At 69.3% G+C, this 19,901-nt stretch carries 15 protein-coding genes; 4 read left to right on the plus strand and 11 right to left on the minus strand.

Annotated features, from left to right (window positions below; all coding sequences use genetic code 11):
• Nucleotides 1-132: 132 nt before the first annotated feature.
• The 9 genes from IPG61_13330 to IPG61_13370 all read right to left on the minus strand — a co-directional run bounded on the left by IPG61_13330 (nucleotide 133) and on the right by IPG61_13370 (nucleotide 11,100).
• On the minus strand, nucleotides 133-1,689 hold the full coding sequence (locus IPG61_13330; GenBank protein ID MBK6735039.1) for a hypothetical protein: 1,557 nt from the start codon (nucleotides 1,687-1,689) through the stop codon (nucleotides 133-135).
• A gap of 106 nt (nucleotides 1,690-1,795) precedes the next feature.
• Nucleotides 1,796-2,068, minus strand: coding sequence for a hypothetical protein (locus IPG61_13335; protein MBK6735040.1), 273 nt, complete (start codon nucleotides 2,066-2,068; stop codon nucleotides 1,796-1,798).
• Between the two features lie 574 nt (nucleotides 2,069-2,642).
• The gene (locus IPG61_13340) at nucleotides 2,643-4,790 is read right to left on the minus strand and encodes an insulinase family protein (GenBank protein MBK6735041.1); all 2,148 of its coding nucleotides are present in this window, start codon (nucleotides 4,788-4,790) and stop codon (nucleotides 2,643-2,645) included.
• A gap of 53 nt (nucleotides 4,791-4,843) precedes the next feature.
• Complete coding sequence (locus tag IPG61_13345; GenBank protein MBK6735042.1) at nucleotides 4,844-6,352, minus strand: insulinase family protein; 1,509 nt, start codon at nucleotides 6,350-6,352, stop codon at nucleotides 4,844-4,846.
• 384 nt (nucleotides 6,353-6,736) lie between these two features.
• Nucleotides 6,737-7,357 carry a DNA-3-methyladenine glycosylase gene (locus IPG61_13350; protein MBK6735043.1) on the minus strand — a complete coding sequence of 207 codons (621 nt, stop codon included), beginning with the start codon at nucleotides 7,355-7,357 and terminating at the stop codon, nucleotides 6,737-6,739.
• A 46-nt stretch (nucleotides 7,358-7,403) separates the two neighbouring features.
• A complete protein-coding gene (locus tag IPG61_13355; protein ID MBK6735044.1) occupies nucleotides 7,404-8,258 on the minus strand; it encodes an ABC transporter permease subunit in 855 nt (284 codons plus the stop codon).
• A 5-nt stretch (nucleotides 8,259-8,263) separates the two neighbouring features.
• Nucleotides 8,264-9,211, minus strand: coding sequence for an ABC transporter ATP-binding protein (locus IPG61_13360; protein ID MBK6735045.1), 948 nt, complete (start codon nucleotides 9,209-9,211; stop codon nucleotides 8,264-8,266).
• A complete protein-coding gene (locus IPG61_13365; GenBank protein ID MBK6735046.1) occupies nucleotides 9,208-10,062 on the minus strand; it encodes a hypothetical protein in 855 nt (284 codons plus the stop codon). Before IPG61_13365 ends, IPG61_13360 begins: the two co-directional genes overlap by 4 nt.
• A gap of 3 nt (nucleotides 10,063-10,065) precedes the next feature.
• Nucleotides 10,066-11,100 (minus strand): ABC transporter ATP-binding protein, encoded by a 1,035-nt coding sequence (locus IPG61_13370; GenBank protein ID MBK6735047.1) that lies wholly within the window; start codon nucleotides 11,098-11,100, stop codon nucleotides 10,066-10,068.
• 79 nt (nucleotides 11,101-11,179) lie between these two features.
• Between IPG61_13370 and IPG61_13375 the strand changes: the two genes are divergently transcribed.
• The 4 genes from IPG61_13375 (at nucleotide 11,180) to IPG61_13390 (ending at nucleotide 16,631) form a co-directional block, all read left to right on the plus strand.
• The gene (locus IPG61_13375; GenBank protein MBK6735048.1) at nucleotides 11,180-12,418 is read left to right on the plus strand and encodes a methionine adenosyltransferase; all 1,239 of its coding nucleotides are present in this window, start codon (nucleotides 11,180-11,182) and stop codon (nucleotides 12,416-12,418) included.
• A complete protein-coding gene (locus IPG61_13380) occupies nucleotides 12,418-13,629 on the plus strand; it encodes an aminotransferase class I/II-fold pyridoxal phosphate-dependent enzyme (GenBank protein MBK6735049.1) in 1,212 nt (403 codons plus the stop codon). The genes IPG61_13375 and IPG61_13380 overlap by 1 nt, the downstream gene beginning before the upstream one ends.
• Nucleotides 13,630-13,705: 76 nt before the next feature.
• Nucleotides 13,706-16,237: a response regulator gene (locus IPG61_13385; protein ID MBK6735050.1), complete on the plus strand. Its 2,532-nt coding sequence runs from the start codon at nucleotides 13,706-13,708 to the stop codon at nucleotides 16,235-16,237.
• A 28-nt stretch (nucleotides 16,238-16,265) separates the two neighbouring features.
• Nucleotides 16,266-16,631, plus strand: coding sequence for a response regulator (locus IPG61_13390; protein ID MBK6735051.1), 366 nt, complete (start codon nucleotides 16,266-16,268; stop codon nucleotides 16,629-16,631).
• Nucleotides 16,632-16,643: 12 nt separating this feature from the next.
• Here the strand turns inward: IPG61_13390 and IPG61_13395 are convergent, their stop codons facing one another.
• Both IPG61_13395 and fahA read right to left on the minus strand, forming a co-directional pair.
• A complete protein-coding gene (locus tag IPG61_13395) occupies nucleotides 16,644-18,596 on the minus strand; it encodes an acetoacetate--CoA ligase (GenBank protein ID MBK6735052.1) in 1,953 nt (650 codons plus the stop codon).
• On the minus strand, nucleotides 18,596-19,891 hold the full coding sequence (fahA, locus tag IPG61_13400; protein ID MBK6735053.1) for a fumarylacetoacetase: 1,296 nt from the start codon (nucleotides 19,889-19,891) through the stop codon (nucleotides 18,596-18,598). Before fahA ends, IPG61_13395 begins: the two co-directional genes overlap by 1 nt.
• Nucleotides 19,892-19,901 lie beyond the last annotated feature (10 nt).

Raw genomic sequence — 19,901 nt, forward strand, 5'->3', positions numbered from 1 at the left:
GCGCCGTCGCGCCACGTGACGTCAGCCAGCGAAATCTATCACAGGCCGCAAGCTAACACAGGCGGCAGGGGCGGGCAATCGGGCGCGCCGGCGCCGCAAGCGGCCCTTGGCGCCGCAAACCGCCCCGCGACGTCAGAAGCGGCGCTCCACCGCTGCACTCCACCAGCGTCGGCGGGCGCCGCCGGAGGCGTCCAGCACCTCGGTGCGATGCCAGTCGACCCGCGCCCGCCAGGGGCCGGGAACGCCGTCGCGCAGTGCACCCAGAGCCATCGAGGCGGCCCTTTCGTTCGCGCGGGCCGGGGTGTGTCCCTCGTCGCCCCAGCTGGTGCGCGAACCGCCGATCTCGGCGTACCACGACCCGTCGGCCCCGTGCGGACGCACGCGGGCCAGCGCCGACAGGCGTTCCCCGGCCCCGCCCAGCTCGTGGCCCAGCAGCCAGCCCTCGTGCGCGTAGCCCGCGGTGAAGGAGCCGTTGCTGTACCACAGCACGAGCGGGTGAAGCGTCTCGGCATACTCGAAGGCCAGGTCCCAGCGCGGGCCCACCAGCTCGCAGCCCGCCACCGATGCCGGCGCCGAGATCTCGGGAATCAACCCGCCGGGTCCGCGCGGCAGGAAGTCGGTGCCGGCGTACTCCCACCAGGCGCGGCCGGCCGCCGACGGCAGCCACGGCCACGGCGCGCGGCGCCAGCGGAACTCCAGGTGCGTCGCGAAGAGGCGGTCGGTGAGCGGCCCGCGCTCCTGTTCGCTCCAGGTGACGCCGGACAGCGGCAGGTTGATCTGCAGCACGTCGGGCCAGAGAGTTCCCTCGCGCGGCACCGCGAGCGCCGTCTGGGTGCAGCCCACGCGGCACCAGTCCGTCACGCGCCAGCGCGCCAGCCACTGGAAGAACCACGGCCGGTCGCGACGCACGCCTTCGGCTTCGGTGTCGACGGTGATGACCTGCTCGCCGAGCAGGCCCACGCGCAGCAGGAGTTGTTCCGGCCCGAGCGGACGCATGAATCCGCGCCAGCGCAGCGGAGCCGTGCGGCGCGCGGTCAGGGCGGCAAACGGCGGGCCGTTGCGATCGAGCAGCAGCGAACCGCCCAGGCCCGGGCCGCTGCGCCGCGGATCCCAGCCCAGTCCCAGCGCCCAGCGCCCGAGTCCCACGCCCACCATGCCGCGCACCAGGTCCAGTTCAGAGCCGTCACCCAGCAGCACAGCCCGGCGCTGCTGCGCCGGTCCTGTTGCCGGGTCCCAGCCCGGCCACGACAACGCCTCGCCGGCCTGCGCCGGCCCCGGCGACGGCCCGGCGCCCCAGCCCGGACGGGCCTGTACGCGCGCCGTCAGCGCGGCCCACCAGCGACCTCGCGCCGCCTGGGCCCCGAGCTCGGCCGCCGCGTTCCAGCCCGGCCCCCAGGCCAGCCCGGCCTCACCGGTCTGCAGGGCGCCGCGATCGGCATAGCCGAGCAGGATGCGCCCGCCAAGCCATGGCCCGGGTCGCGACATGCCGGCCAGCGCGAGCAGCGCCCGGCGTTCGCCGGCATCGTCGTGCACGGGACCGTCGGCCGCCGCGATCGTCGCCAGCAGGGCCTGCCATTCGTCACTGCCGAGCGGCTCATCGACCACCGGCTGCAGGCCTGCCTCGAGTGCGAGCCGTCGCAGCGTCGACCAGGGGAGCAGGCGGGCATCGAAGTCGCCGGTCGCCGGCAACGCGGCGCCGGATCCGAACGAAGCGGCCCCCGACGCGCGCGCGGCGGGGGCCGTGAGAAGAAGCAGAAGCAGGCAGCCGCAGAAGGCCAGCCGAAGAAGGCCGGCGTCAGAGGCCGAAGACGCCGGCGACCACGGCGCCGATCAGCAGGATCGGCAAGGCGACCGCGAGCAGCACCAGGCCCACCGGGATGATCGCCACGAGAAGCGCGCCCACGACCAGGATCACCGGGACCACCAGCACGAGGGTCACCAGGCCGCCGAGCAGCATCGCCAGCAGCTTGAACGGCAGCACGACAACCGCCACCAGGAGCTTCAGCGCCAGCAGGCCCAGGCCGAACACCAGCGAGAGCACCACCATGACCACCAGGGCTTCGAGCATCGTCCGGCCTCCGGGAGATTTGCGTCCAGCTGCTTCGGCTGCGTTTGCCGCGGGCGTCGGGTGATACGTCCGACGTCGACTGCGGTTGCGCCGGGCTGCGTCGTCGCCTCACGTCTCGTTCCGCGATTGCGCAGCCGGACATCGTACCCCCCGTGGCCTTTCCTTGTTCACGCGAACGCGCGTGGCTGATCGATGCGCTTGAGTTCGGCGTCTTTGACATCACGCATTCGCCACGTCCCCGTCCGCAACGTCGTCGTGCAGAACGTCTAGTCATGGCACGATATGGGAAAAAATAGTGGACAATAACTTACCATACGTCCTATAATCTTCTCATAGCTGCTTCATTGGCGACGTTTCGTGGGTATTGTTGAAGCTCGCGCACTTCCATGAGCCCCCACGTAGACCGTGAAGCAGCTATATTTTTATACCAGTTAGCAGGTTAGCGCCACCGCCGCGCCCCGTCAACGACGGGCAGGCCGCCGTCGGGCGCACCGCCTGGAACAAAGGGTCCGGGAGCCCTGACGGCTCCCGGACCCTTCCCGTTGCCAACCGACGCTGCCGCCGGTCCGACCGCCTACTTCTTGACGAAGAGGGCGGGATCGACCTTCGGGTTCACCGTGAAGGCCTCAATGCGGCCCTTGGCGAATTCCTCGTCGTCGAAGACCAGGCGCATCGCCTTGGGCATGGTGAAGCCGCCGAAGGTCCCGTACTCGTCGATGTACGCCTTCTGCGTCACCGGCGCACCGGACATCGGCGAGGTGCCGGGCTGCTCCACGAGGAGCGGCAGGCCGGTCTCGGCGCTGAAGTAGATGATGCGATAGTCCTCGCCGACGCCCGTCACGTACACCGGCAGGCAGGCCTTGCCGTCGACGTCCTTCGGCTCCAGCGCCTGGAACGTGAAGGCGCCCGGCTCGCGCATGATGCCCACCATGTCGGTGCGCAGTTCCTCGCGGGCCTTGGCCAGGTCGTCCGCGGGCATGTCCTGCTTGCCGCGCGGCGAGTCGGCCCAGCCGATGTCGCCGGCCACGACGCTCGTCATGTTGCCGAACGGCGTCTTCTGCACGGTGTGGACCTTGTCGGGATAGCTGACCGTCTTCTCGATGGTGAAGGTCAGGTCCATGCCCTGGATCTTCGCATCGAGGATGGTCTTCTCGAAGTAGGCCTTCATGCCCGCGAACTTCGCCGCGCCACCGGCCGCGACAATGGCGCGGTCCATGGCCTGGCGGCCCTGCTCGAGGCTTGCCGGCGTGGCGGCAGGCACCTCGAAGACCGGCTCGGGAATCGTGATGTCGACCTGGGTGACCGGGCCGAACGTGGTGAAGTCGCCGTCGAACTCCTTGTAGTTGCCGACGGCCAGGATACTCAGGCGCTCGGGATGCCAGGCGGACTGAGCGGCGGTCAGCACGGCCTGCGGCGTCAGCGCCCGGACCTGCTGCAGGTACGTCTGCAGGAAGTCGGCCGGGTAGCCGAAGCGCTCGAACATGACCAGGCGGTCGAGGATCTCGCGCTTGCTGTCGTAGTTGAACACCTCGGAGTTGAGGATGTTGTCCTTGGCCTGCGCCAGCTCGGTCTCGCTGACCGGCTCGGTCACCATGCGCTGGATCTCCTGCAGGATGGCCGCAGTGGCCTTCTGGCTGGACTCCGACTTGGTCATCGTGAACGCGGCGAACATGCCGGGATAGCGCCAGCCGGTGCCGGGCATGCTGCCCACCGAGTAGGCCAGGCCCTGCCGGCTGCGAACCTCGTTGAACAGCCGCGTGGCGAAACCGCCGCCCAGGATCTTGTTGGCCACCTGCACGCCGGCGTAGTGCGGATCATCGGCGCGGATGCCGCGCGCGCCCATGAAGACGGTCGTCTGCGTGAGGTCGTCCTTGTCGACGACATTGACCGTCCGCGGGAAATCGGGAATCTCCGGATCGGCCGGCAGCGGCTTGTCGGCCTTGGCCCAGCCGGCGAACGCCGCCTCGATCTTCTTGACCATCTCGCCGCTGTTGAAGTCGCCCACGACCACCAGGTACATGCGATCCGGGTGGAAATAGGTGGCATGGAAGTCGAGCATGTCCTGCCGCGTGATCTTCGCGACGGTGGCGTACTCGGTCGAACGCGCCAGCGGGTGGTCGGCGCCGAACACGACCTTGGACGACTCGCGGCGCGCGATCGTCATCGGGTCGTCATTGCGACGGCTGATCTCGGCCTTCTGTTCCTCGCGCGCCAGCTTGATCTTGTCCTCGGGGAACACGGGGTTCCGCAGGATGTCAGCCAGGAGCTCGAGGCCCAGGTCCGTGTCTTCCTTCAGCGCCGACAGGTAGGCCGTGCCCTCGGTCTGGCCGATCGCGGTCTCCACGGCCATGCCGCGGGCCTCGACCAGCTGGTCGATCTTGTCGCCGCTGTTCGTGGCGGTGCCGCCCGTGCGCATCACCGAACCGGTCATCTCGGCCAGGCCGAGCAGGTCGGCCGCTTCGTAGATCGAGCCGGCATCGATGGTCGCGCTCAGCTCCACGAGCGGGAATTCGTGGTCCTCGGCCAGGTACACCACCATGCCGCTCGGCAGTTCGACGCGCTCGTAGGCCGGCATCGCAAACGAGTTCAGTTCGGGAACGGCAATCTTCTCCCAGGGCTTCTTGGCCGCCGCCTGCGCCGACGGTACCACCGTCAGCACCAGCAGGAGGGCGGTAAGCGCAGCCACCTGACGGGCCGGCCGCGCGCTGTTGGGTCGCTTCATGTCCTCAAGTCCTTTCCGGCTCCCGCCACCGGGGCGGGAGGCGTGGTTCCACCCTAGGAATCCTTCTGGGTCTCGATGATGGCGACGGTGCGCCTGGTCGGCGCGAAGATCTCGGCCGCCACGCGCTTGACGTCGTCGAGAGTGACAGCCTCGATGCGCTCGACCTCGTCGAACAGCTTGCGCCAGTCGCCCATGTAGGTCTGGTAGTAGGCCAGCTGCTCGGCCATGCCGCCGTTGCCGCGCAGTTCGCGGATGAACCCGGCGCGCGCGCGCTGCTTGACCGCCGCCAGTTCCTCTTCGGTGATGCCATCGGCGACCAGGCGGTCGATCTCGGCGTAGATCGCCTTCTCGACATCGGCGCCGGTCTTGTCCTTGGTCGGGATGCCGATCAGGAGCATGCCCGTCTGGTACTTCTCGCCGGGGAACCCGGGGAAGGCCATGGTCTGGACGGCCAGGTTGTCCTGCTTGACCAGCTTCTCGTAGAGGCGGCTGGTGCGGCCCTGGCCGAGCACGCCGGCGATGACCTCGTAGACCGGCCAGTCGGCGTGACGGATATTCTGGATCTGGTAGCCCGCCGCGAAGATGGGCTGCGACGGATCCTGCATCACGAAGCGCTTCTCGCCCAGCTGCTCGGGCTCGAGGGTCTCGACCGGCTCCGGACTGCCGGCCGGGATGCCGGAAAAGTACTTCTGCGCATACTTCTTCACGTCGGCGAACCTGACGTCGCCCACGATCGCCACGACGAGGTTCGAGCCGACGTAATTGGTCCGGAAGTAGGCTTCGCAGTCGGCGCGGCTGACGTTCTCGATGTCGGACATGTAGCCGATGGTCGAGTGGTGGTAGCCGTTGGCCATGAACATCAGGTTCTGGAACTGCTCGATCAGGCGACCGATGGGATTGTTGTCGGTGCGCATGCGGCGCTCTTCGGTGACCGGGCCGTCCTTCTCGGTGTAGAACTCGCGGAAGACGGGGTTGGTCATGCGGGCGCCCTCGAGGTAGGCCCACAATTCCAGCCGGTTGCTCGGGAAATTGTAGAGATACATCGTGACGTCGCTGCTCGTCGACGCGTTCAGGCCCTGCCCGCCGTTGTTCTCCACGATCTGCCCGAACTCGTTGGTCACGACGAAGGCGCGAGCCGCGTCCTTGGCGGCGGTGAAGGCCGCCTCGAGTTCCGCCAGCTTCGCCGGATCGGCTGCTCCGCCCTTGAGACGCTCGACCTTGAGCGCGTTGAAGGCTGCATCCTCGGCCGCCATGGCCTTGAGCTCCGCCTTGTAGTTGTTCGTGCCGATCTCGGGCGTGCCCTTGAAGGCCATGTGCTCAAGGATGTGCGACAGTCCGGTGATGCCGCGCGTCTCGTTGGCGCTGCCGACATTGACGAAGGTACGGAACGAGAAGACGGGCACGTCGTGGTCCTCGAGCACGAGGAACTTCACGCCGTTGTCCAGCGTGAACTCCTGGACCTTGCCCTCGAGGTCGAGGTAGGTCTGGGCGCCCGCGGTGGCGGCGGCCAGCAGCAGCAGGCCGGCGCCGAGCAGGCCGATTCGGCGAAAACGGTCGGGCATGGAAGCCTCCGGAGGTTGGTCCGCGCACGGGAACGGGCCCGGATCGGCGGACGGCAAGAAACGGGTCGAGCAACACGGGACAGGTCGGGCAACACATGACAGGTCGGGCAGCACGGCCCGACCGGGAATCCGAGTCGGCAGACAATCCCGCAATCATGGGAACGGCCGGAATGTGGCCCCGGAGCGCAACGTACCATCGGGCCCCGACCGTGTCAAACCGACCGCCCTACGCGCAACGCCGGTGAATGTTGCATCCCGCCAGTCGATTGCGGCGCATGCGCTACCGGCGCAGGACACGGCGGCCGGCGCATCAAGAGATCGCACCGGATGGCTGCCTAATCGTCGCGAAACGGTGGCGACGAGCCGGCCGGGGGGAACGTCCGATCAGCCCGGCGGGCGGGAGAGGCACGCACTGTGGGGATCGCAGAAGCGCCACGGTACCTCGGCGGCACGACGCACGCCGATCCTGCGGGAAGCGGCCACGCACGACCGCGGCTCGCCACCGCACCTCATTCGCAGCCGACCCGCCGCACCTGGCACCGACCGGGCCCCCGCCGTGACCGGCAGGCCGTTCCAGGCGAGGTCGATGCCGAGAGCCTGGCACACGCGCCCCGGCCCGCCGACGAGGTCGCGATCGCGGCAGCGCAGCGGATCCAGCCCGCGGCGCACCGCCATCCCGTCACGGGCTTCCAGGGGTTCAAGGGCGCGGATGAGCACCGCGCCGGCAGTGCCCGCCGGACCGGTCACCAAGTTCAGGCAGTGATGCATGCCGTAGATGAAATAGACATAGGCCAGTCCCGGCGGGCCGAACATGATGGCGCTGCGCGGCGTCGGGCCGCCGGCGGCGTGGGAAGCGGGATCGTCGGGACCACCGTAGGCCTCGACTTCGACAATGCGACCGGAGGCGCGGCGCATTCCCGGCGCGGTGACCTCGAGCACGGCGCCGACCAGGGCGCGCGCGACCGTGACAGGATCGGCTGCGAAAAAGTCCCGGCCAAGGTACAAGGGAAGCCCCCGTCGCGAAGGGTGCGGCGGCGCCGACGTCAACGCACTACTTCGCGATCTCCTTCTGGCGCAGCAGCCAGATGCCGAGCACGGTCGACAGTAGCATGACGGCCACCAGCACGCCGATCGACTGCAGCTTCGGCACAGGCTCGCGCTCGAACGCCGTCGACAGGAGGGCGCCGAGAAGACCGGGCAGGTCCTGCGGCGCGGACTCGGGCCGCGTCACCAGGTTCTGCAGGTGGAAGCGCAGGCTGAGCTCCTGCACACGCGCCGGGATGCTGCTGACGAGGTTCTCCCAGCCGAAAGCGAAGAGGATCGCCGGCAGGACGGGTTTGCGGAAGAACGTGCCCATCGTCGCGAACAGCGCGGCATAGGTGAAGGCGCCCAGGCCGATGATCACGAACGTCTGCAGGTACAGCCGCAGGAAGTCCCAGGTGAGGACCTGCGGGCCTTCGGTCACCATGACCACGAAGCAGAGCACGAGCGAGAGACAGAGCACGAGCGTCGACACGACCTGGGCGGCGAGCAGGCGGCCGAGGTAGATGGCGCGGCGGTGGATCGGCCGCGTCCAGGTGAAGACGATGGTGCCGTCATCGACCTGTTCGCCGATCGCCGGCACGCCGACGGCCAGTGCCACGACGGGGATCAGGAAGGGCATGAAAACGTCGTGCGACAGGGATGCCAGAAGCATCTGAGCCGTGACGCCGGCCTGCGGGAACCAGATGCGGATGGCCGCCACGACCAGCACCGGCAACAGGTTGATGGCCACCAGCGACACGAGGCGTCGCCGGCGCGCCATCTCGCGCACCGAGAACCAGGCCAGCCAGCCGGCCGCCGCGAGACTGCCCATGGGGCGGACATCGTTCCCGGCAGGCGCAACGGTGTTCTCCGCTGCCATCATCGCCCTCACCTTTCCGTCAGGTACTGGAAGACGGCTTCGAGGCTGTCGTCCAGGGTCACGATCTCGTCGACGACCAGTCCGTTGCCCAGCAGCCAGCCGGGCAGCGCGCGGTAGAACGCCACGGCGTGGTCGGTGCTGACGACGACGCGGTTCTCCTGGTCGACCTGCACCCCGACCACGTGGTCGCGCCCGATGAGGAACCCGGCCAGCGCGCGCGGCGCCGACGAGACCAGGGCCACCGTGGTGGGATGCTCGGGGATCTTGTCGCGGATCTCGGCCACGGCGCCCTCGGCCAGCACGCGGCCGCGGTCGATGAGGATGATCTCGCTGGTCATCGACTCGACCTCGGGCAGGATGTGGCTGGAGACCAGCACCGTGCGGCCCTGCTGCCCCAGTTCGCGCACGAGGTCGATCGACTGCTTGCGCGAGACCGGGTCCATGCCGTTGAGCGGCTCGTCCAGGAAGATCACGTCCGGGTCGTGGGCCATGGCCTGGGCCAGCTTGATCTTCTGGCGCATGCCCTTCGAGTAGCCGCGCAGCCGCCGCCAGGCGGCGTCGGTCAGTTCGAAGCGCTCGAGCCAGTAGTCGACGCGCCGGTTGGTCTCTGCCTTGTCGAAGCCCATCAGGCGCAGCATCAGCGTCAGGAACTCGCGTCCCGTCATCCAGTCGGGCAGCGCATCGCTCTCGGGGCAGAAGCCCACGCGACGATACCAGCCGACGTCCTGGCGCAGGCGGCGGCCGAACACGCGCACGGTGCCGTGGCTCGGCTCGATCAGCCCGGCCAGCATCTTGAACAGGGTGCTCTTGCCGGCGCCGTTGGCGCCAAGAAGGCCCACGACGCCGGTGCCCACGTTGAGCGTGCAGTTGTTGACCGCGATGACCTCGCCGAACCACTTGCCGACGCGGTCGGCGCTGATCCGGGCCTGGCTGCTGTCGATGCCCGCGCCCTTCACGACACCACCTCCACCGGCCGGATCTGGCGCTTCAGGACCCAGAGAGCGAGCCCCGTCCACGCCATGACGATGCCGAGGCTCACCCAGGGCGAGATCCCGAGCCGCGGCTCGGCGCCGAACAGGAGCGAGCCCGCGTTGTGGTACTGGCCCAGGAAATTGACCGCCTGCAGGCCGTCGCGGCCGAGCCCCTCGGCGATGGCGCCGATGGTCTCCGTGCCCGAGACGAGGATCGTCCACCATACCATCACGAAGATGCTGCGCGTACCCAGTGAAGAGAAGGCGAGGAGCACCAGGCTGATGCTGCCGCCGGCCAGCAGGCAGTAGACGAGTGAGCGCAGCGGCGTCATGAACAGCAGGTCGGCGCCGGTGGCGCCCGGCGCCACCAGGTACGAGAACAGGCAGAGCACGCAGACGGGCGCCAGCGTGACCAGGCAGTAGAACGTGACGATGGTCAGGGCCTTGCCGCCGATGTAGTCGAGCAGCCCCAGCGGGCGCGAGAAGTACAGCGACATGCCGTTCTCGCGACGATCCGAGGCGATGAGACCGGCCCCGGTGATGGCCAGGAGCACGAACACGAAGAACCGTTGGCCCTCCATGAAGCGCAGGAACCCCTCGGGTTCGATGCTGGTCCAGCTGCCGCCGACCAGGTCCATCAGGTTCCCGGCCTTCAGCTTGAAGTAGATGATGCCGCCCTTGACGATGGCCGGCACCCAGGCCAGCAGCACGAGCAGCAACAGCCAGCGCCGCTTGAGGGGCTCCAGCACGCCGCGCCGGGCGATCACGAACCACGCCGGGTTCGCTCGACGGCCGGACGGCTGCCAGTGGGTATATCCGCGTTCGTAGACGGGCATCGGTCAGGCCTCCACCATGCGATAGAATTCCTCGGCCAGCGTCACCGGACGCCGGCGCAGGCGCCGCAGCGCGTACTCGCTCGCGGCCGCGACCTTCAGGACGGCATTGATGCCGACAGTGGCGTCGTAGCCGCCCTCCAACCGGGCATCCGGCAGTCGCGAAAGGTCCAGGGTCACCAGGAGCAGGCGGCCGTCGGGCTCGAACTCCGCGCCCAGGTCGCGCAGGCCGGCGATGAAGGCCTCCTCGTTGCCGAAACCCTCCACCTCGAAGACCTGCTTCGCCTGGCGTGTATGCGAATCGACGGCCTGTCGCGCCAGCAGTTCGCCGCCGCGCAGCACCAGGATCTCGTGGCAGACCGCCTCGACGTCGGCCAGAAGGTGCGTCGAGAGGATGACGCCCAGCCCCTTGTTCCAGGCCAGGTCGCGGATCAATTCGAGGATCGAGACGCGCCCGCGCGGATCCAGTCCGCTGGTGGGTTCGTCGAGGAACAGCCAGTCCGGGTCGTGGACAAGGGCCTGCGCCAGCTTCAGGCGCTGCTTCATGCCCTGGCTGTAGTCCTGGCAGGAACGGTAGCGCTCGTCAGCCAGGCCGACATAGTGCAGCACCTCGTGCGCGCGCTGCATGGCGTCGCGGGCCGGCAGGCCCGAGAGCTCGCCCATGTAGGCAACCAGGCCGACGCCGCTCATGCCCGGGATCACGCCCCCGCGCTCCGGCATCCAGCCCAGTCCCGCACGCGCAGCGCGGGCCTGCGAGGCCATGTCCCAGCCAAGCACCGTCACCCTGCCGCGGCTCAGGGGCACCTGCCCCAGCAGGCAGCGAAGGAGGGTCGTCTTTCCCGAACCGTTGGGACCCAGCAGGCCGATGGCCCCCTTCTCGAGGCTGAAATCGACCCCCTTGAGCACGGGCTCGGCGAGGTAGGCGAACGTCAGGTCCGACACCTTGATGCCGAACTGCTGCGCATCGCGGCTGCGATTGACTTTAATGGCAGGAGCCTCCAGTTTAGGTCCGGGGATCGTCTTGAACGGATTCCCCCGCACATTGTTTCAGGTCGCCGGGCGCTTGGGAACCGTTTTTCCGACGGCGGGTCCGCACCTTGCCGTCAGCAGGGAGCCGCGCATGTCCGAAATGTGGATCCGCACCGCCGAGTCGGTCACTGCCGGCCACGCCGACAAGATCTGCGACCAGATCGCCGACGACATCCTCGACGCCATCCTCCGCGAGGACCGCTACGCCCGCGTCTCGTGCGAAGTCATGGCCACGACCGGCATGGTCATCGTCACCGGGCAGATCACGACCAAGTGCTACCTGGACATCACCGGCCTGGTGCGGGCGACCATCCGCCGCGTCGGCTACGACGACCCCGCCACCGGGTTCGACCACCGCAGCTGCTCCGTGCTCGTGATGCTCGAGGAGCAATCCGGCGACGTGTCGCTGGGCGTCGACCGCAAGGGCGCCGGCGACCAGGGCGTCTGCGTGGGCTACGCCACCGACGAGGGCCGGTCGCTGCCCGTCGACACCCACTATATGCCCGTGCCCACGCTGCTGGCCAACCGGCTGGCCCGCCGACTGCAGGACGTGCGGGAGTCGGGAAAGGTTCCCGGGCTGTATCCCGACGGCAAGGTCCAGGTCTCGGTGCAGTACCGCGGCTGGACGCCCGCGGCGATCAGCGCCGTCGTCGTCTCGGCCCACCACCACGCCGATGCCGACCTCACGGCCCTGCGGCGCGACGTCAGGAAGCACGTGATCAAGCCGGTCCTGGAGCCGACCGGGCTGCTCGAGCCCGCGACGCAGGTCTTCATCAACCCCGTGGGCGCCTTCCGTGAAGGCGGCCCGCGCGCCGACTCCGGCCTGACGGGGCGCAAGATCACCGTCGACTGCTTCGGGCCCTCGTGCCCGCACGGGGGCAGCGCGCTGAGCGGCAAGGACCCCACCAAGCCCGACCGCAGCGGCACCTATGCCGCGCGCTGGGTTGCCAAGAACGTGGTCGCCGCGGGCCTGGCGCGCCGGTGCACGGTCGAGATCGCCTATGTGATCGGCATGCCGGAGCCCCTGTCGGTGACGGTCCACACGGACGGCACCGGCGTGCTGACCGACGCCGCGCTGACCGCCGCGGTCAAGCGGGAGTTCGACCTGTCCCCCGCCGGCATCATCGAGAGCCTGGACCTGCGGCGCCCGGTGTACGGAGCGACCGCGGTGTACGGGCACTTCGGGCGTGACGAGGCCGGTTTCACCTGGGAACGCCTCGACCGGGTGGAATCGCTGCGCAGGCTGCTGCCCGGCGCGGCCCGCAAAGGTACGGCAAGCAAGGGCGCGGGTACGAAGACGCGCGTCCGCAGTGCCAAGGGAGGGGCGTGATGGCCGACGACAAGCAGCCCGAGACCCCGGGCTTCGCCACATTGTGCATCCACGGCAAGAAGCACCTCGACAAGCACGAGGTCGGCCGGCCGATCCGCGCCGTGAGCACCCCCATCTTCCAGAGTTCGACATTCGCGTTCGAGAATGCCGAGCACGGCGCGGCCATCTTCCGCGGCGAGGATGCCAGCTACGTCTACACGCGGCTGGGCAACCCGACGCAGACGGCGCTCGAGACCGAGGTGGCCTACCTGGAGCAGGGCGAGGCGGCGCTGGCCCTGGCCAGCGGTATGGCCGCGGCCACTACGGCCGTGCTCAACTGCTGCCGGTGCGGCGACCACATCGTGGCCGGCGACACGCTCTACGGCGGCACGCACCAGCTGTTCACGCAGACCTTGCCGCGCATGGGCATCGACGTGACCGAGGTGCCGGCCACCGACCCGGCCAACTTCGCCAGGGCCATCACGAAGAAGACGAAGCTCGTCTACCTGGAGACGCCGGCCAATCCGACGCTGGTGCTCACGGACATCGCGGCGGTGGCCGCGATCGCCCATGCGCGCGGGGTGCCGGTGCTGGTGGACAACACGTTCTGCACGCCATACCTGCAGAACCCGCTCCTGCTCGGAGCGGACATCGTGCTGCATTCGGCGACCAAGTACATCGGCGGACACGGCGACACGGTGGCCGGCATCCTCGTCGGCAAGGCCGACTGGATCCTGCGCGCACGTATGGAGATCCTGCGTGACGTGGGCGGCTGCATCTCGCCGTTCAATGCCTGGCTGCTGCTGCGGGGGCTGAAGACGCTGCCGGTGCGGATGGACCGCCATATGGCCAATGCCATGGAGGTGGCCCAGTTCCTCAGCTTCCACCCCAAGGTTGACAGCGTGATCTTCCCGGGCCTGAAGACGCATCCGCAATACGAACTCGCGCGCCGGCAGCAGCGCGGACCGGGCGGCATGATCAGCTTCATGGTCAAGGGGGGCCGCGAGGCCGGGCGCATCGTCATGGACAACGTGAAGCTGTGCACGCTGGCCGTGAGCCTCGGCGATGTCGACACGTTGATCGAGCACCCGGCCACCATGACCCATTCGACCTATTCGGAGGCCGAACTGCTCAAGGTCGGCATCCACCCGGCGATGGTGCGGCTTTCGGTGGGTCTGGAAAACGTCGAGGACATCATCGCCGACCTGAGGCAGGCGCTGGCGCTGGTCTGAGCGGCCGGGTCGCGGGGATCGCCGCCATTGACCCGGCGCGCCATGGCCCGCTAAGCTGCCGGCCGAAGGAGTGCCGATGCCGTCCCTGCCCGGGTCCCTGTTCCCTGCCGTCGTGCCCGCCTGGCTCGATATCGGCGAGATCGTGCTAGCCGCCGGCCTGGTCGGGGTCGTTGCGGCTCTGGTGCGCTACCGCAGTGCCCTGCGTCGCGCGCGCGCCGACGGCGAGCGGCAGTTCCGCGGCCTGGTCGAGGCGGCGCCGTTCGGTATCGTCGTCCACGACCCGGAGAAGGTGCGCTACCTGAACGGTTGCGGCCGCCAAGTGTTGGGCCTGGCCGCGGACGGGTCGCCCGGCCGCGAAGCCTGCGGCGACCTGCTTACGGTGCCCGCGACCGGCGGCGCAGCCTCCGGCAGCAAAGACACCTCGGTGAATACCAGGATTCGGACCGTCGACGGGAGAACCCTCGAACTGCAGGTTGTCTCCATCGACAGCGAATTCGATCGCCGCCCCGCCCGGCTCACTTTCTTTCGTGACGTCACCGCCGAGTTGGACGCCCGCCGCGAACTGGCGGAGAGCCGCGAACGCCTGTCACTGGCGCTCGAAGCGGCCCGGGACGGCGTCTGGGACCTGGATCCCCTCAGCGGCGCCGTCGACGGCAGCACGGCGTTCACGGATGTGCTCCATCCCGGCGGGCCGACGATCCGTTCGGCGGACGCATGGCTCGCACTGGTGCATCCGGGCGACCGCGAGGACCTTGAGCGGGCGCGCGCCGGTGCGGCGACGGCCGGCACGGGCTACGAATGCGAGGTACGCCTGCTGCGACCGGACGGCGGCGTGGCCTGGGTCCTCGAACGGGGCCGGGCCGTCACGCGAGTCGGCACCGACGGTTCATTGCGCCTGGCCGGAACCGTGCGCGACATCACTGCACGCAAGCGCGCTGAACGGCGACTGGCCCTGCGCGGGCGCCTGGCAGCGGCATTCCTGGCGGCGCGGGGCGACTTCCTGCGCGCGAACCTGGGCACCCTGCTCCAGGAATTCGTCGAGGCCCCCGGTTCCTGTGTCGGCATGTACGACACAGGCGGTCGCCTGCGCATGGCCTGCAACTGCCGGGATGCCTCCGCACCGGCGACCAACCTGCAACTGGCACCGGATGCCGTGCCTGGGGCATGGCGCCGCGTCCTGGAAGCCACCGGGCCCGTGATCATCGGCGACGCCGGAACCGGGCAGAACGAGCCGTGCTCGCCGCTGCTCGGAGTGCGCCTGGTCAGCGGCGACCGCGTGCTGGGGCTCGTTGCGGTGGCCGGGCGCGAAAGCGGATACCGGCGCGACGATGAGGAAAACCTGGCCGGCATCGCCGCCGACCTGGCGCCGCTGGTCCTGGCCCATCTCGAAGCCGAAGCCAAGGATGCCCAGTTGGCGCAGGCCCAGAAGATGGAAGCCCTGGGCGTGCTGGCCGGCGGCATTGCCCACGACTTCAACAACATCCTCCAGGCCATCCTCGGGTTTTCGTCACTTGCCCGCCAGGACGCTAACGATCCCGGACGGCTGGCGGCCGACCTCGATCGCGTTCAACGGGCGACCGTGCGCGGACGCGACCTGGTCCAGCGCATCCTCCAGTTCTCGCGGCCGGGCGATCCCGAGGCTCCCGCGCTCGACCCTGTGCCGCTGCTGGAGGAGATCGTGATCGAGCTGCGGACGACGCTGCCGGGCCACATCACCGTTGAACCGGTCCTTGCCGCCGATTGTGGCCTCGTCCGTGCAGCGGCGACCCAACTGCGGCAGGCCCTGATGAACCTGGCCGCCAATGCCGGGCAGGCGATGGCTGCGTCGGGCGGCACTATCCGCGTCTCGGCCCGGTCGTGGACGGTAGCCGCCGACGATCGTCGCCTGCCTCCCGACTGGAACGGCCGCGAGGTCGTGGAGATCGCGGTGGCCGACACCGGACCCGGCATTCCCGAAGACCATCGCGCACGGCTTTTCGACCCGTTTTTCACCACGCGCGAAGTGGGCCAGGGGTCCGGGCTGGGCCTGTCGGTGGTGCACGGACTCGTGACCGGGCTCGGCGGACGCGTGGTGATCGACTGCCCTGCCAGTGGCGGCACGATTGCCGCCGTCTACCTGCCCCGCATGGACGCGCATGGCCCGGCGACCGGCGCCGACCGCCCCACGGCAGCCGCCACCTCCGCCGGCGGACGCCGCGGTCGGGTCCTGTTCGTGGACGATGACCCCGAAATCCGCGACCTGGCGGTGGCCCTGCTCGGACGCGCCGGGTATGAAGTGGAGACCGAGGCCGACGGCCTGTGTGCAGCCGAGCGCCTTGCCGGCGATCCCGGCGGCTTCGACGTGGTGGTGACCGACCAGTACATGCCGGGACTGACGGGGCGTGAACTGGCGCAGCGCGTCGCTGCGCTGCGCCCGGACCTGCCGGTGATCCTGGTCTCGGGGCTCGATGAGCCCGCCGGTCCGTCGGTGGCGGGCGGCCTGGTCGTCCGTGAGGTGGTCACCAAGCCGTTCTTCGGCCAATCGTTGTGCCTCGCCGTGCGCCGCGCCCTCGAGAGCGCCTCGGAGCGGCCCCCGTCCTCCCCTCCCCTTGACATGCGGGGTCGTTGAGCCAAGAATGGCGCAGGAGGTGGGAACGATGGCCCGGATCCTGATCATCGAAGACGACGAGGAGATCCGCGATCTTCTCGACAGCCTGCTCTCGCGCGACGGTCATGACGTGGCCACGGCCGCCAATGGCAAGCAGGGAGTGGCGGCGTTCCTGGCCGCCCCGTTCGACCTCGTGATCACCGACATCATCATGCCCGAGAAGGACGGCATCGAAGCGATCATGGACCTTCGTCGTGGCCGTCCCGACCTGAAGCTCATCGCCATTTCGGGAGGCGGGCGGGCCGAACCGGAAAACTACCTGCATTCCGCCCAACTGCTTGGCGCAAGCCGGACGCTGCGCAAGCCCTTCACGAACGAGGCCATCCTGTCCGCGGTGAGGGACCTGCTCGGCTGAGTGACGGTTCGGTCACCCGTCGAGCAGCCCCGGGCGGCGAAACCAGTCGAGGGCCGCGGGATCGGCGAGGGCGTCGAGGTTCTCGACCTCCTGCCCCGCCAGGACCTGCGCCACCGCCTTTTCGACGATCTTGCCGCTGATGGTGCGCGGGATGGCGGGTGCCTGCATGATCCACGCCGGCACGTGACGCGGGGATTCCTCGCGGCGCAGGTCGGCCCTGATGCGCGCGGCGAGCTCGGCGGTCAGCGTCTCGCCCGCGCCCAGGACGACGAAGAGCGCGATCTTCTGCTCGCCGTCACGATCGACACCCACCGCCACGCACTCGGCGACCCCCGCTACCCGCTCGACGATGCGATAGATCTCGGCCGTGCCGATGCGCACGCCGCCGGGGTTGAGGACCGTATCGGAGCGGCCATGGATCACCAGGCCATCGGACGGCGTGATCTCCGCGTAGTCGCCGTGGCACCAGGTGCCGGGAAACCTCGCGAAATAGGCGCGATGGTAGCGTTCACCGCCGGGGTCGGCCCAGAAGCCCGTGGGCATCGACGGGAACGGCGCCGTGCAGACGAGTTCACCCTTGCCGCCGCGAACGGGGCGACCGTCATCACCGTGGACATCCACGGCCATGCCGAGGCCGCGGCACTGCAGTTCGCCGCGCCGGACGGGCAGCACCGGGCTGCCCAGGGCGAAACAGGAGATGATGTCCGTGCCGCCGGAGATGGAGCTGAGCTGCAGGTCGTCGCCCACGGCCTCGTAGACCCAGTCGAAGGTCTCCGGCAACAGCGGCGATCCTGTCGACAGCACCGCACGCAGGTGGGCCAGGCGATGTGTGTCGCGCGGGCGCAGGCCCAGCTTGGCGCAGGCGCCCAGCCAGCGCGCGCTGGTGCCCAGCACGGTGAAGCGCTCCGCTTCGGCGAAGTCCCACAGCGTGGTGGCGGGCTGCAACGGGTGACCATCGTAAAGCATGAGCGCCGCGCCCGAGGCCAGGCCCGAGGCCAGCCAGTTCCACATCATCCAGCCGCAGGTCGTGAAGTAGAAGAGGCGGTCGCCGGCGCCGATATCGCAGTGCAGCCGGTGTTCCTTAAGGTGCTGCAGCAGCGTGCCTCCGGCCGAATGGACCATGCACTTGGGCAGTCCCGTGGTGCCGGAGGAATACATGATGAACAGCGGGTGGTCGAACGGCAGCCTCACGTAGTCGGGCACCGACCCGAGGTGCGGTCGCAGCCAGTCGTCCCAGGCGACGGCGCCCGGCGGCAGCTGCGCTCGCGACGACAGCACCGGGACAACCACAAGGCGGCGCACCGAAGGCAATGCCGCGCGAAGACCGGCGGCCGCATCCAGGCGATCGTGCCCCTTGCCTCCGTAGCGGTAGCCGTCGCCGGCCACGAGCACGGTGGGCTCCACCTGCCCGAAACGGTCCAGCACTCCGGCCAGGCCGAAGTCGGGCGAGCAACTGGTCCAGACCGCGCCCAGGCTCGCGGCCGCCAGCATGGCGACGACGGTCTCGGGGACGTTGGGCAGGAAACCGGCGACGCGGTCGCCGGGCCCGACGCCGTCGGCGGCCAGTGCCGCGGCTGCTGCGGCCACCAGCGCGCGCAGTTCACCGCGCGTCAGGCGCGCGCTGCGACCGCCTTCCTCGCGGAAGACGATCGCCTCGTCATCGTCGGCACCTTGCAGGAGATTCTCGGCGTAGTTGAGTCGTGCCGCGGGAAACCAGCGTGCACCGGGCATGAGGTGCGCGTCCTGCAGCACGACCTCGCCCGGGCCGTCACCGATGACACCGCACTCGTTCCAGACCAGGCGCCAGAAGTCCGCCGGTTGCTCCACCGACCAGCGCCACAGGTCCGCCTGGTCGCCGCCCGCGTAGCCGAGCCGCCCGGCCGCCGCGGCGAAAGCCGTGACGCGCGCGGCAGCCACGCGCGCCGGTGACGGACACCAGAGGATGTCGCCGACCGGCCCGCCCATCACCGGGCCGCGACGAAGGGCCGGGCCGGCAGCACGGTGCCCGAGACTTCGCCGAATCCGACGCGGAAGCCGTCGCCCTGGCACCAGGCGGACATCGTCACCGTGTCGCCGTCGGCCAGGAAGCGCCGCTCGGCGCCTTCGCTGGTCGTCAACGGCTTCGTGCCGCGCCTGGTCAGTTCCAGCAGCGAGCCGTAACTGCCCGGGTCCGGCCCGCTGATGGTGCCGGAAGCCAGCAGGTCGCCGGTGTTGAGGTTGCAGCCGGTGATCGTATGGTGGGCCAGCTGCTGGGCCATCGTCCAGTACAGGTGCCGGAAATTGCTCTCGCAGATGCGGCTGGACTGCAGTTCGCCGGCCGCGTGCAGGCGCACCTCGAGGTTGATGTCGTAGGTGTGCCGGTCGCCCTCCGTCAGGTACGGCAGCGGGGCCGGGTCCTGCGCCGGGGCGCCGCAGCGGAAAGGCGCCAGCGCCTCCAGCGTCACCACCCAGGGCGAGACGCTGGTCGCGAAGTTCTTGGCGTTGAACGGGCCGAGCGGCTGGTATTCCCACTTCTGGATGTCGCGCGCCGACCAGTCGTTGACGAGCACCAGGCCGAAGATGTGCTCGTCGGCGCGGTCGATGGGCACCGGCTCGCCGAGCGTGTTGCCGGCACCGATGAAGAAGCCCATCTCCAGCTCGAAATCGAGCAGGCGCGAGGGACCGAAGATCGGCGGCGCCCCCTCGGCGGGCTGGGTCTGGCCCTGCGGGCGCACGACAGGCTGACCGGAAACGACAAGCGAGCTCGCCCGCCCGTGGTAACCCACCGGCAGGTGCAGCCAGTTCGGCATCAGCGCGTTCTCGGCGCCGCGGAACATGATGCCGACGTTCGTGGCGTGCTCGCGCGACGAATAGAAATCGGTGTAGTCGGGCACACCGACCGGCATGTGCAGTTCGCAGGCCTGCATCGGCCGCAGGGCGCGGGCCCGGAGATCGCGGTCATCGCGCAGCGTCGGCTCGTCGGCGTTCAGCAGCCGGTGCAACCGGTCGCGCACCAGCCGCCGTTGCGGTACGGGCAGCCCCATGAACGGGTTGAGCCAGGGGCAGGCGAACACCCCGTCCGGAAGCTCCGCCTCGTCAAGCAGGCCGTCATCCTGGATGACGGCCAGGTCGAGCACCATGTCGCCGATACGTACGCCGATGCGCGGCGTATCGTGGCCGCGCGGACTGAAGACCCCGTAGGGCAGGTTCTGCAGGGGGAAGTGCGAGTCGGCGGCGACCGGCACGAACGACTTCGCGCGCGGGTCGACAGTCGGGTCCATGGCGCGGGGT

This window comes from bacterium, assembly GCA_016703265.1.
Lineage (GTDB): Bacteria > Krumholzibacteriota > Krumholzibacteriia > LZORAL124-64-63 > LZORAL124-64-63 > CAINDZ01.

Coding starts and splice junctions, on each gene's coding strand:
- IPG61_13335 (MBK6735040.1), bottom strand. CDS start 2,068: ATGCTCGAAGCCCTGGTGGTCATGGTGGTGCTCTCGCTGGTGTTCGGC.
- IPG61_13340 (MBK6735041.1), bottom strand. CDS start 4,790: ATGAAGCGACCCAACAGCGCGCGGCCGGCCCGTCAGGTGGCTGCGCTT.
- IPG61_13345 (MBK6735042.1), bottom strand. CDS start 6,352: ATGCCCGACCGTTTTCGCCGAATCGGCCTGCTCGGCGCCGGCCTGCTG.
- IPG61_13355 (MBK6735044.1), bottom strand. CDS start 8,258: ATGATGGCAGCGGAGAACACCGTTGCGCCTGCCGGGAACGATGTCCGC.
- IPG61_13365 (MBK6735046.1), bottom strand. CDS start 10,062: ATGCCCGTCTACGAACGCGGATATACCCACTGGCAGCCGTCCGGCCGT.
- IPG61_13375 (MBK6735048.1), top strand. CDS start 11,180: ATGTCCGAAATGTGGATCCGCACCGCCGAGTCGGTCACTGCCGGCCAC.
- IPG61_13380 (MBK6735049.1), top strand. CDS start 12,418: ATGGCCGACGACAAGCAGCCCGAGACCCCGGGCTTCGCCACATTGTGC.
- IPG61_13385 (MBK6735050.1), top strand. CDS start 13,706: ATGCCGTCCCTGCCCGGGTCCCTGTTCCCTGCCGTCGTGCCCGCCTGG.
- IPG61_13390 (MBK6735051.1), top strand. CDS start 16,266: ATGGCCCGGATCCTGATCATCGAAGACGACGAGGAGATCCGCGATCTT.
- IPG61_13395 (MBK6735052.1), bottom strand. CDS start 18,596: ATGGGCGGGCCGGTCGGCGACATCCTCTGGTGTCCGTCACCGGCGCGC.
- fahA (MBK6735053.1), bottom strand. CDS start 19,891: ATGGACCCGACTGTCGACCCGCGCGCGAAGTCGTTCGTGCCGGTCGCC.